Consider the following 15,415-nt stretch of genomic DNA (forward strand, 5'->3'; position numbering starts at 1 on the left):
ATGAAGTCCATCGACGAGCTCGCCGGCAATCTCGACTTCACCACCGCGAACAAGGGCGCCGACCGGAAGGTGACCTTCCTGCCGGAACCCGAACGGGCCGAACGGCTCTACACCGTGATCTCCGTCGACGATCACATCGTCGAACCACCGGACACCTTCACCGACCGGGTGCCGCGCAAGTTCGCCGACCGTGCCCCCAAGGTCGTCGACACCGACAACGGTGGTCAAACCTGGATGTACGACGGACAGTCGCTGCCCAACGTCGGCTTCAACGCTGTCGTCGGGCGCCCGGTCTCCGAATACGGTTTCGAGCCTGCGCGGTTCGACGAGATGCGCCGCGGCGCCTGGGACATTCACGAGCGTGTCAGGGACATGGACCTCAACGGCGTGTACGCATCGTTGAACTTCCCGTCGTTCCTGCCCGGGTTCGCCGGTCAGCGGCTGCAGCAGGTGACCAAAGACCGGGATCTGGCGATGGCCGCGGTGCGGGCCTGGAACGACTGGCACCTGGAGGCGTGGGCCGGGGCCTACCCCGATCGGATCATTCCGTGCCAGCTGCCCTGGCTGCTCGACCCTGAGGTCGGTGCGCAGATGATCTACGAGAATGCCGAACGCGGTTTCCACGCTGTGACTTTCAGTGAGAACCCCGCCATGCTCGGCCTGCCGACCATCCACTCGGGCTACTGGGAACCGATGATGGCGGCGTGTGCCGAGACGGGCACAGTGGTCAATCTGCACATCGGATCCTCGGGCTCGGCTCCGTCCACCACCGATGACGCCCCACCGGATGTTCAAGGTGTGCTGTTTTTCGCCTACGCCATCACCGCCGCGGTCGACTGGTTGTACTCGGGACTACCCAGCCGGTACCCGGATCTCAAGATCTGTCTGTCCGAGGGCGGAATCGGTTGGGTGGCAGGTCTGCTCGACCGACTCGACCACATGCTCAGTTACCACCAGATGTACGGAACCTGGAAGGCGTTGGGTGAAACGCTCTCCCCCGCCGAGGTATTCGCGAGGAACTTCTGGTTCTGCGCGGTCGAAGACCAGTCGTCGTTCATCCAGCACGAGCGGATCGGAACCGACAACATCCTGCTCGAAGCCGACTACCCGCACTGCGATTCGACCTGGCCGCACACCCAGCGCACGATCCACGAACAGATTCACGGCCTGCCGGCCGACGCGATCCGCAAGATCACCTGGGAGAACGCCTCCCGCCTCTATCAGCATCCGGTGCCCGCGGCCGTGCAGACCGACCCGAACGCCTACTGAGCGATGACCGAACCGCTGCGCATCGCCGTCCTCGACGATTACCAGGGCATCGCCGCTACGGTCGACTGGTCACCCATCCCCCGGCCCGTCGAGATCGCCTCACTGCGTGAGCACATCGCCCCCGGTCCGGCCCTGGTCGAGACGCTGGCCGGCCACGAGGTCGTCGTCGCGATGCGGGAACGCACTCCGATCGACGCGACCCTGCTGTCCCAGCTGCCCGCCCTGAAGCTGCTGGTTACCACCGGCCCGTTCAACGCCGCCATCGACATCGCCGCCGCGCACCGCCTCGGTATCACGGTGTCGGGCACGGGCGGCGCCGTCACCCCGACCGTGGAGCACACCTGGGCGTTGATCCTGGGCCTGCAGCGGCACCTGGTCACCGAGGACCAACGCATCCGGAATGGGCAGTGGCAGAGCACCATCGGCAGCGATCTGCACGGCGCGACGCTGGGCCTGGTCGGGGTCGGCCGGATCGGCAGCCGGGTCGCCGCGATCGGCAAGGTCTTCGGCATGAACGTGATTGCGTGGAGTCCGAACCTTACCGACGAGCGCGCCGGCAAGGCCGGCGTGGTCCGCGTGGAGCGGGAGACGCTGTTCGCCGACGCCGATGTGGTGTCGTTGCACATGGTGCTCGCCGACTCCACCCGTGGCCTGATCGGTGCCGTCGAATTGGCCGCGATGAAGCCCTCGGCGATCCTGGTGAACACCTCACGAGGCGGTCTCATCAACGAGGAGGCGCTGGTGGACGCCCTGCGTGGCAAGCAGATTCGCGGCGCGGCCCTCGATGTCTACCAACATGAGCCCCTGCCCCCGGGGCACCCGTTGGGGACCCTGCCCAACACTCTGCTGACCCCGCACCTCGGCTACGTCACCGAAGGTGTGATGACCATCTTCTACCGCGACATCGTCGAGGACATCGCCGCCTATTGCGCGGGATCGCCGCTACGTCTACTCACCGCGTAGGTCATCAAAAAATTCCCTTTCGCAAACAACTGTGAGGTATCTCAAAATCCCTTAATGGAACGTTCTCGATCCACTTAGGGCCTGTTACGTTCGGCCGATCAAACGCGGTCGGATGGGGTTTCCGTCGGCGCGCGCCGAACCGGAGAGGTGGATCTTGCCGTGGCTGCGGTATTTCGGCTTGCGAGTCGCTTCTGGATTCCGTTGGTGCTCGTGGTCGCGCTTGCGATCAGTGGATTCGCGATGAACCGGATGCACGGGATCTTCGGCACCCACATCAACACCGAACCGGGGCAGTCCGCCGGCGACGACATCGTCGAGTTCAACCCGAAGCGCGTCGTCTACGAGATCGAGGGGCCCAGCGGCACCAGTGGCCACGTCAGCTACCTGGACGCCGATGCCCAGCCCCACACCGAGAGCTTCAGCTCGCTGCCGTGGCGGCACGAAGTGGTCACCACCCTGCCCACGGTGTTCGCCAACGTGGTCGCCCAAGGAGATAGCGAAGTGATCAGCTGCCGGATCATCGTCAACGGTGAGGTCCGTGACGAGCAGACCGTGAACCAGCACGACGCCCAGGCCTTCTGCTTGGACAAGGCCGCCTGATGAGTAACCACAGTGCCACTCCTGGTCACAACGGCGTCGCCCGTGTCATCCGGGTGGCATCAATCCCGATCATCCTGGCGTGGGTGGTGCTCGTCGTCGTCCTGAACGCCCTGATCCCCCAGCTCGAGGTCGTCGGGCACGAGCACGCCGTTTCCCTGTCACCGCAGGACGCACCGGCACTGGTGGCGATGAAGAAGATCGGTGAGCGATTCGATCAGTTCGACTCCGACACGATCGCGATGGTCGTGCTGGAGGGCGATCAGCCGCTCGGCACCGAGGCCCATCGGTACTACGACGAACTGGTCCGCACACTGCAGGCGGACACCGAACACGTTCAGCACGTGCAGAATTACTGGGGCGATCTGATCACCGCGGCGGGCTCGCAGAGCACCGACGGCAAAGCCGCCTACGTTCAGGTCAACCTCGCCGGCAACCAGGGCGAGACCTTGGCCAACGAATCGGTCGCCGCGGTCCGCAAGATCATCGACGAGTCCCATCCGCCCGCGGGCGTGAAAGCCTATGTCACCGGCCAAGGTCCGCTCACTACGGACATGAACGAAGCCGGCGACAAGAGCATGGTCAAAATCACCTTCGTCACCATCGCCGTGATCGCGGTGATGCTGATCGTGGTCTACCGGTCGTTCGCCACGATGTTGCTGATGCTCATCGTGGTGCTGCTGGAGATGTCAGCTGCCCGCGGTGTGGTCGCCGCTATCGGCCACGCCGGCCTGCTCGGCTTGTCGACCTTCTCGGTGAGCCTGCTGACCTCGTTGGCCATCGCGGCCGGAACCGATTACGCCATCTTCCTCGTCGGCCGGTACCAAGAGGCCCGCCAGAAGGGGCAGGAACGAGAAGACGCCTACTACACCGCATTTCACGGTGTCGGGCACGTCATCCTCGGCTCAGGTCTCACCGTCGCCGGCGCCATGCTGTGCCTGCACTTCACCCGTTTGAACTACTTCAGCTCGATGGGAATCCCGAGCGCCATCGGGATGTCGGTGGTGGTCCTGGCCTCACTCACATTGGCGCCGGCCATGCTGGTCGTCGGCAGCAGATTCGGCCGGTTCGATGCCAAACGCGAGATCCGTTCCCGCGGTTGGCGCCGCCTGGGCACCTCGGTGGTGCGCTGGCCGGTCCCGATCCTGGCGGCGGCCATCGCGGTGGCACTCGTCGGCCTGCTGGCCCTGCCCGGATACCAGACGTCTTACAACGAGCGGCTCTACATCCCCAAGGATCTGCCCTCCAACGTCGGATATGCCGCCGCTGAACGACATTTCACCGCCGCCCGCATGAATCCGGATCTATTGCTCGTCGACGCGGGCCGGGACCTGCGAAACCCGGCCGACATGATCGTGCTGGACAAGATCGCCCGCGAGCTGATCCGCGTGCCCGGCGTCGCGCGCGTACAGAGCATCACCCGCCCGCTGGGCCGCCCGATCGCACACAGCTCGGTGCCCTTCCAGGTGAGCATGCAGTCGGTGTCGATGACCGAGAACCTGCAGTTCCTGCGGGAACGCATGGGCGACATGAACACGCTCACCGATGATCTGGGCCGGATGATCGCCATCATGGAGAACATGCTGGGCCTGATGAACCGGATGACCGATATCACCCACGAACTCACGGCGAGCATGAACGAGATGCAGGCCAGCACCAACGAAATGCGGGATCACATGGCTGATTTCGACGATTTCATGCGCCCGCTCCGCAACTACCTGTACTGGGAGCCGCACTGCTACGACATCCCGATGTGTCATTCGATGCGCTCGATGTTCGACGGGCTCGACGGTATCGACACCATGACCGAGACCCTCTCGGAATCGGTGAAGAACATGAACGACATGGATCAGCTGATGCCGCAGCTGGTGGCGCAACTGCCGCCGATGATCGCCATCTCGAAGTCCATGCAGGGCACCATGAAAACGATGTTCAGCACGTTCAACGGCCTGGTCGACCAGATCGGCAAGATGACCGACACCGCGTCGGTGATGGGCCAGGCGTTCGACGAGGCCCGCAATGACGATTCGTTCTACCTGCCGCCCGAGGCGTTCGACAACCCGGACTTCAAACGCGGGCTGGAGCTGATGGTCTCGCCGGACGGTCAGGCGGCCCAGTTCATCATCACTCACGACGTGGATCCGGCTACCTCCGAAGGCATCTCGCATGTCGACCCGATCCTCAAGACTGCTCGCGAGGCGGTCAAGACGACGCCACTGGCCGACGCCAAGATCTACCTCGGCGGCACCGCGGCCACATACAAGGACATCCAGGTCGGCGCGCAATGGGATCTGCTGATCTCGGCCTGTGGCGCGATCACGTTGATCTTCATCGTGATGTTGTTGATCACCCGCGCGCTGATCGCGTCGTTCGTGATCGTGGGCACGGTGATCCTGTCTCTGGCCGCATCGTTCGGCCTGTCGGTCCTGGTGTGGCAGTACCTACTCGGAATCGACCTGCACTGGATGACCCTGGCGTTCTCGGTCATCATCCTGCTGGCCGTCGGATCGGACTACAACCTGCTGGTGGTGTCCCGGATGAAGGAAGAGGTCGGCGCGGGCATCAACACCGGCATCATCCGGGCCATGGGCGCCACAGGCGGCGTGGTCACCGCAGCGGGCCTGGTGTTCGCCTTCACGATGGCTTCGATGGCCACCAGTGATCTGATCGCGATCGGCCAGGGCGGCACCACCATCGGCCTGGGCCTGCTGTTCGACACCCTCGTCGTTCGCTCGCTGATGACTCCGACGATCGCCGCGATCCTCGGGCGGTGGTTCTGGTGGCCGCTGCCGGTCCGGCAACGTCCGGCACGGTTCCTGTCGGACCGGACCAGGCCGATACCGGTGGCAAGACCGTCGTGACGGTCGCCGATACCATCGACGGATGCGCATCGGCGAGCTCTCGGCTACTCAGGCGCGTACCCGCGCCGCGATCATCGAGGCCGCCGCCGTCGTCCTGGCCGATGACCGGACCGCGACATTGCCGGACATCGCCAAGGCGGCCGGCGTCGGCCGTACCACGGTGCATCGGTACTTTCCCGACCGGGAAAGCCTGGTCAACGCCACCATCGTCGACTCGGTGCGAGTCGTGTCCGACGCGGTGGCGGCCGCCGCGCCCGAAGATGGTTGCCCGGTCGATGCCATGCGGCGCGTCATCAACGCGATGATCTCGGTCGGCAACCGGCTGTTGTTTCTTTTCGACGACCCCAATGTGCTCCGTGACCTGCCGGCCGAGGCGATGCCTGACAACAGCTATCTCACGAATCTGATCGAACGCGGCCAGGCCGAAGGCATGTTCGACCCCGAATCGAGCACGCAGTGGCTCGAACACGCGCTCTACGGGTTGGTCATGTGGGCCTGCCAGGACTCCAAGAACGGCCTCATGCCCCAACACGCCGCCGCTCCCGCCGTCATCCGCACCTTCGAGCGCGGGATGCGTTGCCGCGATTAGATGCGCAACGAACCTATGGGGCGCCCGGTTTGTCACCGTCGGACAGGGCGCGGTAAGCGACAGTGAACGCTGTGGCTCCGCGAAGAAGATTGTTGCGCTCGACGCGCCCGAGGGCGGTGGTCACGCCTTCGAACAGCTCGACGCGATAGGCCACCAGATCGTCCAGGATGGCTCGGCCGTCATCGGTCAGATCCAGAAGGGTGGCCCGGCGGTTCTGCGGGTATACGGAGCGGGTGATCAGCCCGGCCTCGGCGAGCCGGTCGGCCAGCCGGCTGGCGGTCGACACCGCCACCTGTAGGTCCTGAGCCAGCGCGCTCACCAAACAGGGACCGATCCGGCCCAACGACTGCAGGGCGCGCAGCGACGACAGCCCGATGCGTTTCTCGAAGTGCTCCAGGGCGATGACGTTGAGCGCGAGCAGGCCGCGGGTGGCACGTTCGAGCTGGGCGGCGTACCCGTCGGTGTCGCCCGCGCCCCTGCCGTCGGTCATCGAGGAGTCAGTTTTCACGATCAGGCCAATTGTAGTTGCGATGTGCACGTTGTGCGGCTCGCACAACGTGCCGGTTTGGACCAATCGCTGATTGGAAACCCTTGCGCTATCCCCACCCCAGCAGCACTTGGAGCGGAGGGCTATGGCGCGAGGTGGTCGCAGCAGGGCATCAGAACAGGGCGGTCTGCGCCGGGTGAGCCTGAATCCGTCCCATTGGCATCAGGCGCGATGGATGCTGCGCATCGAGGCGGTCCCGGCCATCGTGATCGGTGTGGTCGGCCTGATCGACGCGTACGACGGAACGTCGTGGCTGCCACTGACTCCCGCGTTGAGCGCAACGCTGCTCGGCATCGGGGTGGCGGCCGCGCTCGCCTCGGTGTGGCGGCGCGTCGCTCTGGTCTTCAGCGCCACGCTCGCCACCGCGTCATTGTTCTTGGTGATCATCTCGGCAGTTGCGGCGGCTCACCATGAGTCCGGTCCCCTGGCCTTGACCAACGCCGCCATCCTGTTGTGGGCACTGCTGTTCTGCTATCACCTTGCAGTCGGGATGTGGTTGGTGCCGGACCGCATCGGCGGCCCGGCCTGGATTCCGTGTCGGAACACGTCCCGCACTCCGCGCGGCGCCTCTGGACATCGCACATGACCGAGTCCATCTTCGAACCACATGTGTTGCGTGAGTATGCACTGCTCGCCGACGGGCATCGGGGTGCGCTCATCGGACCGCGCGGAGACGTGTGCTGGATGTGTGCGCCGCGCTGGGATGACGACGCGGTCTTCGCATCGTTGATCGGCGGACGAAGCGTCTTCGCGATCACCCCCACCCAGCGGTTCGTCTGGGGAGGGCATTACGAAGAGGGCAGCTTGATCTGGCGCTCTCGCTGGGTGACCCACGACGGCATCATCGAATGTCGGGAAGCGCTGGCCTTTCCCGGTGACCCGCAACGGGCGATCCTGCTCCGCCGGCTCCTGGCAGTCCGCGGCGACGCCGATGTGCAGCTGGTGTTCTCACCGGCCGCTGGGTTCGACCGTCGCACGATGGCCCGCCTCGCACGCGATGATCAGGGCTGTTGGCATGCCGATGTCGGCGATCTGCGATTGCGGCTGGCCGGCGTCCCGCACGCCTCGGTGTCGCGCAAGGATGGCCTCGCATTGCGCGCGAACCTCACCGTTCCCGAAGGTGGGTTCCTCGACATCGTCGTCGAACTGTCTGTGGCCGCCCCGTCGGATCCGCTGCCGGATGCGGGAAAACTGTGGGAACGCACCGAAACCCATTGGCGTGCCACGGTTCCCTCCCTGGACACCAGTATCGCGCCCCACGATGCCCGGCACTCTTATGCGGTACTCAGAGGTATGACCCCGCCTGGTGGGGGCACCGTCGCCGCGGCGACGATGAGCCTGCCCGAACACGCCGACACCGGGCGCAATTACGACTACCGCTACGTGTGGATCCGCGACCAGTGCTATGTCGGGCAGGCGATGGCTGCCGACGGCCCGCATCCCCTACTCGACGATGCGGCCGGCTTCATCGCACAGCGGGTGCTCGCCGACGGTCCCGATCTCAAACCCGCGTACACAGTGGCCGGAGGCCCGGTGCCCGGCGAACGATCATTACGGCTACCGGGATATCCCGGAGAACGACGTACTCGGCAACCGCGCGCATCGCCAGCCTTGATCCCGTTGCTACACCGCAAATCCGACCGATCATGGCGGGAGCACGTGGAGGAACAGGTCAGCAGCTGGTGGACCACGGTTCAGCGCACCGCGATGACAGGGGCCGACCCGATCAATCCGATGCGCATCTTCTGGGAGCTCTCCCAACGCATTCCGGCTGACGCCATCGTCACCGCCGATTCCGGATCCGCGGCGAACTGGTACGCCCGTCATCTCAAATTCCCTGCCGGAGTACGAGGGTCACTCTCTGGGACCCTGGCCACCATGGGCCCGGGTGTGCCGTATGTGATCGGCGCAAAATGGGCCCACCCCGACCGGCCCGCCATCGCGTTCGCCGGCGACGGCGCCATGCAGATGAACGGTCTGGCCGAGTTGATCACCATCGCCAAATATTGGCAGCAGTGGTCGGACCCGCGGCTGATCATCGCCGTACTGCACAACAACGATCTCAACCAGGTCACCTGGGAGATGCGGGCCATGGAGAACTCCCCCAAATTCCCCGAAACCCAGAATCTTCCGGATGTGGACTATGCCGCTTTCGCCCGCAGTCTCGGCCTGCACGGCGCCAACATCGACGATCCCGAGGCACTCGGGCCGGCCTGGGACCAGGCTCTGGCGGCCGATCGACCCACCGTACTCGATGTGCGGTGCGACCCCGACGTGCCGCCGATCCCGCCGCACGCCACCTACGAACAGGTAAAGTCCCTGGTGCAGGCGGTGATCGGCGGAGACGAGGACACCAAGGGTTTCGTCAAGCAAGGCATCAAACAGAAACTGCAGCAGTACCTTCCGAACGAGAAGCAGGACCGGTCATGAACCCCGTCGGAGCTGCCGTACGGGCAATCCGGACGGGCCGGTTCGAGCGGACGCTCTCGGCACTCACCGCTGCCGGCGCAGCCATCACGACCGCCGAGATCTATCTGTCGCACGATGCGGCCAGCTTCGGCAACCGGATGATGTACTGGCCGATCGTCATCGTGCCCGCGGCGGTACCTGCCGGGCTGGCGGCATTCTTCTCACCCCGTGCCGCGCACACCGTGCTACCCGCCGCCAGCATCCTGATCGTCGCCAACGGACTGCAGGGAACCTATCTGCACCTCCGGGGCGTACGGCAGCGCCCCGGTGGGATCACCAAATACAACATGGAATCCGGCCCTCCCACCTTCGCTCCCCTGTTGGCCTCACTGGTGGGCGGCATGGGTTTGCTCGCCGCGGTCCTGCGCCGGGAGCACCCACTGGGTGAAGGACGGTCGGACTGATGCGGTTTCGCGCTCCCGGACAGCAGGGCATCACCCCGCACGGGCGAGGCAGATTCGCCGGTTTCGATGTGCTGGCCCGGGCCGACCAGTGGGACCAGGTGACCGCGGGAGCAGTGCTGGCCCGGTTGACGCTTCCGGCGGGCCTGTCCTTTTTCACCCCGGCAGAAGTGGCGGTGGCGAGCCCCATGCTGGATCTGATGCTGGCCCAGGACAGCGAGCCCCGAGTGCCGGTGCTGGCGCTCATCGACGAGCGGTTGGCCACCTTCGAGACCGACGGCTGGCACTACGACGACATGCCCGAAGACGGGCAGGCCTGGCGGGACAGCCTGGCCGGCCTCGACGCCGACGCCCATGCGCATTACGGCCACGGCTATGCCGAACTCGACGAGCGCAGGCAGGCCCGGCTCCTGCAACACGTCCAAGACCTGGCCGGCCGCGGCGACGATTGGCACGGGGTGACGGCCGGCCGCGTGTGGGGCTTGTGGACTCGCTACGCCTGTACCGCGTTCTATTCGCATCCGTGGGCGTGGAATGAGATGGGCTTCCCCGGGCCGGCTTATCCGCGGGGATACCTCAATCCCGGCATCAATGCGCGGGAGTCCTTCGAAGTGGGCGACCAACGGGCCGCCGCCCCGGTCCCGTTCGCCCGCCGCGTCGAGCGAGCCCGCCGGCACGACGACGACCTGCCCGAAAAGGACACCGATGGATAGCCCGCGCGCGGTACGGCACCGCAATGCCTCGGCGTGGCTCATCCCCAACGACGGTTCTCGGACCAACCACCAGCTGAGGGCCGACATGCGCCGCTACCGCAACGACGATGAGGTCGATGCGGTGATCGTCGGGGCCGGTGCCGGGGGCGCGACTCTCGGTCAGCGGTTGGTGCGGGCCGGCTGGAGCGTGGTGCTCATCGATGCCGGCCCGTTCTGGAGTCCAGATTCCGATTGGGTCAGCGACGAGCGCGCGTCCCACGGTCTGTACTGGACGGAGCCACGCCAGATCGGTGGTGCGAATCCGGTTCCCTTGGGGTCCAACAACTCCGGACGCGGCGTCGGCGGTTCGATGGTGCACTACGCCGGCTACACGCCCAGGTTCCACCCCTCGGACTTCCATACCTACAGCGTCGACGGGGTCGGGGCGGACTGGCCCATCGCCTACCAGGACCTACGCCACTACTACGAACAGATCGAGGCAGAGTTGCCGGTCGCCGGGCAGGACTGGCCCTGGGACGATCCGCAAGCGCGCGCGTGCCGTGGTGGTCGCCGGATATGCCATCGAAACCCCCCGGCTGCTGCTGCTTTCGGCCACGAACGGCTATCCGGACGGACTGGGCAACGACCACGATCAGCTCGGGCGCCACATCATGGTGCAGGGCGCCCCGCAGGTGGCCGGACGGTTCGAGGACGAGATCCGGATGTACAAGGCTCCGCCGCCAGAGGCCAGCACCGAGCAGTTCTACGAAACCGATCCCACCAAACGCTATCGACGGGGGTTCTCCGTTCAGAACGTCAGCCCGTTGCCGATCACCTGGTCTGAACATGTGGCTGCACAGGGGCACTGGGGACAGACACTGCGCGAGTACATGCGCGATTACGTGCACTGGGCGACTCTCGGCGCGCTGTGCGAACTGTTGCCGCAACCCGAGAACCGGGTGACGCTGGCTGACGAGAAGGACCGGCACGGCCTTCCGGTGGCGCACTTCAGCTACAGCCAGTGCGACAACGACAAACTGCTCATCGCCGCCGCCACCGAGTTGATGTCCGACATGCTGCGCGCCGCCGGAGCGCAGGAAGTCATCTCCATCGAGCGCTACGCGCATCTGGTGGGCGGCGCCCGGATGGCCGCCCGGCCCGAGAGCGGGGTCATCGATCGCGAGCATCGAGTCTTCGGCGTGCAGCGCCTCTACGTGGTAGACGGCAGCGTGATGCCCACTCAGGGCGCGGCAAACCTCGCCCTGACCATCATGGCGCTGGCCGCGCGGGCCGCCGACATCATGGTCGAACACGCCGCAAAATCCTGAACCTGCTTCCGCAAAAGGTATGCACACCAATGAATTCCACTTCGATCACACAGCTCGAGGCCACCACCTACACCGTCCCCACCCCCGGGCCGGAGTCAGACGGGACCCTGACCTGGGATGCCACCAGCGCGGTTGTCGTGCAGGTCCGGGCCGCCGGAGAAACCGACACCGGCTGGACCTACAGTTCACCGGCTGCGGCCGGTGTCGTCACGCACCACTTACGGGACGTGGTGCTCGGCCGACATACCGATGACGTTGCCGGCGCCTGGGCCGCGATGCACCGGGCTTGCCGAAACTACGGCACCCGGGGCCTGGTGATGCAGGCGCTAAGCACCGTCGACATCGCGTTGTGGGATCTCAAGGCCCGGCTGTACGGCCAGTCGTTGGGCAGCCTCATCGGCCCGGCACGTTCGGGCGTGCCCATTTACGGCTCTGGCGGATTCACCAACCTCGACCACGAACAGCTCGCCGAACAGATCGACCAATGGCAGGCTGCCGGTTGCACCGCAATGAAGATCAAGATAGGCCAGGGATGGGGCAGCGACATCGCCCGCGACCTGTCGCGCATCAATGACCTACGGCACCTGGCCGGCGACGGCGCGGAGCTGATGGTCGACGCCAACGGCGCCTACACTCCGGCACAGGCTCGGCGGATGGGCCATCATCTCGACGAGCTGGGTATCACCTGGTTCGAGGAACCGGTCAGCAGCGACGACACCGATTCACTCGGCCTGCTGCGGCACACGATGCGATGTGATGTGGCCGCAGGCGAGTACATTTCCGACAACTACGAGGCCCGGCGCTTGGCCCCCGTTGTCGACTGCCTTCAACTCGACGTCACGCGTTGCGGCGGCTACACCGGCTGGTTGTCGGCCGCGTCCGTGGCGGCTGCCCACAACCTTGAGGTCTCCGCCCACTGCGCTCCCGCGCTGCACCTGCCGGTCGCCGCTGCCACCGCGCACCTACGACATATCGAATACTTCATCGACCATGCCCGGCTGGACACCATTCTGTTCGACGGCGTCCCGATTCCCACCGACGGACACCTGTATGTCGACACCTCGGTGTCCGGCCACGGCATGACAGTGTCGGCACGAGCGTCAGACTACTGTCGCCCCTGAAAGTTCATCTCCGCCAGAACAAGTGATGAGTGACCGCGCCGCCCGGGCTCGGCACCACGTCATGGTGAAAGCGGTCGTCCAACTCCTCGGGTGACTCCCAGAGCCGAGACCCGCTGCCCAGCTTTCCCGGGGCAACCGCCACATGCAGGGTGTCGATCAGGTCGGCGTCCAGGAACTCCCGGATGGTGAACGCTCCCCCTCCCAGCCGGACATCCTTGCCCTGGGCGGCGGCCCGGGCCTGCTCTAGCACGGTGACCGGATCGGCATCGACGAAGTGGAACGTGGTGTCGGACAGGTTGAATGACGGCCGTGGGTGATGGGTCATCACGAAGACCGGGGTGTGGAACGGCGGCACGTCACCCCACCAGCCCTGCCAGTCGGCGTGATCCTGCCAGGGGCCGCGGTACGGACTGAACTTGTTGCGGCCCATGATCTCGGCACCGATGTTGTGGTGGAAGTCCCGGGTCAGATAGTCGTCGAGGCCGCGACTGCCGCCGGGCTCGGTCCGGTTGGGCCAGCTCGCCGTGGCGCCGGCCCAGGCGAACATCGTCCCCGGATCGGCGTGGCCGAAGGGACGCTCAAAGCTCTGGTTCTCTCCTGCGCCGAATCCATCGCTGGAGACGTTGAAATTCTGGACTTTGAGTAGTTGGGCCACGAGTTCTCTCCCGTTCGGTCAGCGCTGGATGCTGAGTTGACTCGGGACGAGGGTAAAACTCATCGCACGGGCCGCGCGTTCACCGCGCGGCCTCCAGTTGGCGACGGACCTCCAACCGCCGGAGCTTTCCTGACGACGTGCGTGGCAGCGACCCCGGCGACATCAACACGACGTCGGCGGGCGTCACGCCGCACACCGACACGATTCGCCGGATCACGGCGCTGCGGGTGGTGTCCTGTTCGGTGCCGGTGAACTCCGCCGCCACCAGAAGCCGCGACTGCGCGGCACCGGATTCCGTACCGACGGCGACCACCGCTCCTTCACGAACCCCGGCAACTTCGCCGACGACCTGCTCGATCTCGGTGGGGAAGATGTTGCGTCCCGCGATCGTGATGATCTCCTTGGATCGACCACAGATCACCAGTGCACCGTCGACCAGATAGCCGATGTCGCCCGTCGGGAACCATTGGCCGGTACCGCCCGCGTCGACGGGCGCGTTCCCCAGATAGGACGTCATCATCGAGGAGCCACGGATCTCGACCTCGCCGGAGGCGCCGGTCTCATCGTGAGCAGAGGGGACGATGCGGATCTCCATACCCGGCACCGGTCGACCCAGCAATGCGAAGCGCCGGCCGGTGTCCGCCGCGTCGGGAATATCGATGCGCAGACCTTCTCCCGGCGCGGGGATGGTCACCGCGCAGGTCGCCTCGGCCATCCCATAGGCAGGCGCCATCGCCGTCGCGTCGAAACCGAACCTGCTCATGCCGATGGCAAATCGATCGACACCGGCGCAGTCGACCGGCTCACCACCGTTGATCGCGATCCGCACCGCACCGAGGTCGACGTCGGAAACCCGGTTGGCGAATCTGCCGAGCACCGAATAGCCGAAGTTCGGCCCCGCGGTAAATGTGGCCGACGATTCGGAGAGCCATTCGGCCCACCGCAGCGGCGCGGCGGAGAAGGCACCCGTCGGCGCCAGCCACAGCGGCATACCGGACATGGTCGACGCCAACACCATCGCCAGCCCCATGTCGTGGTAGATCGGCAGCCATGAGCAGCCAACATCGTTGCGGCTCAGCGATAGTCGCTCGGTGACGGCCAGAATGTTGTTGAGTACCGCCTCCGGCGCAAGCATCGCGGTACGTGGTGTGCCGGTGGACCCGGCGGTGCCCTGCAGGATGGCCACCTCCGCGTGGTCGGGGTACGTCAGCTGCGCCGAGGTGGAGGTGCGTGCGGCATCGGCCACATCACACACCGTCAGCGGTGAGTCGACATCCTGTAGCAGCCGCAAGGTGGGGCCGTAGCTGAACACCGTCGTCACGCCGATGCCGGCGAACCGGGCCAGGGTGGCTCGTGCCCATTCGGACGGTTCGGCGCCCCGCTGGGGACGCGGAAGGATCGATACGCCCGATCCCGAAAGCCACGAGCCCTGAATGGCGGCAACCAGTTCCACCGTCGGTTCACCGACCAGGCCGACGGCGCCAGGATGGTCCCGCCGCAACAGGTAGGCCGCGACGTGCTCGGCGATCCCGTGTACCTCGGGCCAGGGGCGGCGCTGCCAGGTGTCGGTCTCGCGGTCCAGCACCACAAGGTCATGTGGCGAACCGACCATGGCCTCCCGCAGGGCGCCGGCGAGCGGGTTCATGCCGCGCTCCGCTCGTCGATCACCGACTGCAGATCACCTACGGTGCGGCAGGTGATGAGGTCTTCCTCGCTGAGCTGCACGCCGAACTTCTCCTCGATGGTCACCAGGCCCACCGCGAACGAGACCGAATCCATGCCGAGGTCGTCGACGAGACGTGTGCTGGCACTCAGCGATTGGCATGGCAGTTCGAGATCGTCCCGCAGGATGGAGACCAGCCCCTCGCTCACAGCGGACGATGTTGATGAATCGGTAGCGGTCATATATGTGTGTTACAGCGG

General features: G+C 65.7%; 14 protein-coding genes and 1 pseudogene. 11 read left to right on the forward strand and 4 right to left on the reverse strand.

Annotated elements, in window-relative coordinates; translation table 11 throughout:
* The 5 genes from E0T84_RS16470 to E0T84_RS16490 all read left to right on the forward strand — a co-directional run bounded on the left by E0T84_RS16470 (nucleotide 1) and on the right by E0T84_RS16490 (nucleotide 6,279).
* On the forward strand, nucleotides 1-1,269 hold the full coding sequence (locus E0T84_RS16470) for an amidohydrolase family protein (protein ID WP_070185894.1): 1,269 nt from the start codon (nucleotides 1-3) through the stop codon (nucleotides 1,267-1,269).
* A gap of 3 nt (nucleotides 1,270-1,272) precedes the next feature.
* On the forward strand, nucleotides 1,273-2,232 hold the full coding sequence (locus tag E0T84_RS16475) for a D-2-hydroxyacid dehydrogenase family protein (RefSeq protein ID WP_171055056.1): 960 nt from the start codon (nucleotides 1,273-1,275) through the stop codon (nucleotides 2,230-2,232).
* Between the two features lie 159 nt (nucleotides 2,233-2,391).
* On the forward strand, nucleotides 2,392-2,832 hold the full coding sequence (locus tag E0T84_RS16480) for an MmpS family transport accessory protein (protein WP_171055057.1): 441 nt from the start codon (nucleotides 2,392-2,394) through the stop codon (nucleotides 2,830-2,832).
* Nucleotides 2,832-5,690 (forward strand): RND family transporter, encoded by a 2,859-nt coding sequence (locus E0T84_RS16485; protein ID WP_138744971.1) that lies wholly within the window; start codon nucleotides 2,832-2,834, stop codon nucleotides 5,688-5,690. The genes E0T84_RS16480 and E0T84_RS16485 overlap by 1 nt, the downstream gene beginning before the upstream one ends.
* Nucleotides 5,691-5,712: 22 nt before the next feature.
* Entirely contained in the window at nucleotides 5,713-6,279 is a 567-nt protein-coding gene (locus tag E0T84_RS16490) for a TetR/AcrR family transcriptional regulator (protein WP_138744972.1), read from the forward strand.
* A 13-nt stretch (nucleotides 6,280-6,292) separates the two neighbouring features.
* Here E0T84_RS16490 and E0T84_RS16495 read toward each other — a convergent pair whose 3' ends face one another.
* Entirely contained in the window at nucleotides 6,293-6,787 is a 495-nt protein-coding gene (locus tag E0T84_RS16495; protein WP_234998238.1) for a MarR family winged helix-turn-helix transcriptional regulator, read from the reverse strand.
* Between the two features lie 124 nt (nucleotides 6,788-6,911).
* On the opposite strand from E0T84_RS16495, the gene E0T84_RS16500 reads away from it, so the two are divergent.
* The 6 genes and pseudogenes from E0T84_RS16500 to E0T84_RS16530 all read left to right on the forward strand — a co-directional run bounded on the left by E0T84_RS16500 (nucleotide 6,912) and on the right by E0T84_RS16530 (nucleotide 12,837).
* Nucleotides 6,912-7,412 carry a hypothetical protein gene (locus E0T84_RS16500; RefSeq protein ID WP_070185891.1) on the forward strand — a complete coding sequence of 167 codons (501 nt, stop codon included), beginning with the start codon at nucleotides 6,912-6,914 and terminating at the stop codon, nucleotides 7,410-7,412.
* Complete coding sequence (locus tag E0T84_RS32340) at nucleotides 7,409-9,256, forward strand: thiamine pyrophosphate-dependent enzyme (RefSeq protein ID WP_249383659.1); 1,848 nt, start codon at nucleotides 7,409-7,411, stop codon at nucleotides 9,254-9,256. Before E0T84_RS16500 ends, E0T84_RS32340 begins: the two co-directional genes overlap by 4 nt.
* The gene (locus tag E0T84_RS16515) at nucleotides 9,253-9,699 is read left to right on the forward strand and encodes a hypothetical protein (RefSeq protein WP_070185890.1); all 447 of its coding nucleotides are present in this window, start codon (nucleotides 9,253-9,255) and stop codon (nucleotides 9,697-9,699) included. Before E0T84_RS32340 ends, E0T84_RS16515 begins: the two co-directional genes overlap by 4 nt.
* The gene (locus tag E0T84_RS16520) at nucleotides 9,699-10,409 is read left to right on the forward strand and encodes a gluconate 2-dehydrogenase subunit 3 family protein (protein ID WP_138744973.1); all 711 of its coding nucleotides are present in this window, start codon (nucleotides 9,699-9,701) and stop codon (nucleotides 10,407-10,409) included. The genes E0T84_RS16515 and E0T84_RS16520 overlap by 1 nt, the downstream gene beginning before the upstream one ends.
* An 85-nt stretch (nucleotides 10,410-10,494) precedes the next feature.
* Nucleotides 10,495-11,716: pseudogene (locus E0T84_RS16525) on the forward strand (GMC oxidoreductase).
* 29 nt (nucleotides 11,717-11,745) lie between these two features.
* Nucleotides 11,746-12,837, forward strand: a complete 1,092-nt coding sequence (locus E0T84_RS16530) for an enolase C-terminal domain-like protein (protein WP_138744974.1) — start codon at nucleotides 11,746-11,748, stop codon at nucleotides 12,835-12,837.
* A gap of 4 nt (nucleotides 12,838-12,841) precedes the next feature.
* Here E0T84_RS16530 and E0T84_RS16535 read toward each other — a convergent pair whose 3' ends face one another.
* The 3 genes from E0T84_RS16535 to E0T84_RS16545 all read right to left on the reverse strand — a co-directional run bounded on the left by E0T84_RS16535 (nucleotide 12,842) and on the right by E0T84_RS16545 (nucleotide 15,397).
* Nucleotides 12,842-13,492, reverse strand: coding sequence for a dihydrofolate reductase family protein (locus tag E0T84_RS16535; RefSeq protein ID WP_138744975.1), 651 nt, complete (start codon nucleotides 13,490-13,492; stop codon nucleotides 12,842-12,844).
* Nucleotides 13,493-13,571: 79 nt separating this feature from the next.
* A complete protein-coding gene (mbtM, locus tag E0T84_RS16540) occupies nucleotides 13,572-15,137 on the reverse strand; it encodes a long-chain-fatty acid--ACP ligase MbtM (protein WP_138744976.1) in 1,566 nt (521 codons plus the stop codon).
* Nucleotides 15,134-15,397: an acyl carrier protein gene (locus E0T84_RS16545; protein WP_070185885.1), complete on the reverse strand. Its 264-nt coding sequence runs from the start codon at nucleotides 15,395-15,397 to the stop codon at nucleotides 15,134-15,136. The genes mbtM and E0T84_RS16545 overlap by 4 nt, the downstream gene beginning before the upstream one ends.
* Nucleotides 15,398-15,415: the final 18 nt, after the last annotated feature.

It is taken from the genome of Mycobacterium sp. DBP42 (assembly GCF_005924235.1).
GTDB classification, from domain to species: Bacteria; Actinomycetota; Actinomycetes; order Mycobacteriales; family Mycobacteriaceae; genus Mycobacterium; species Mycobacterium syngnathidarum.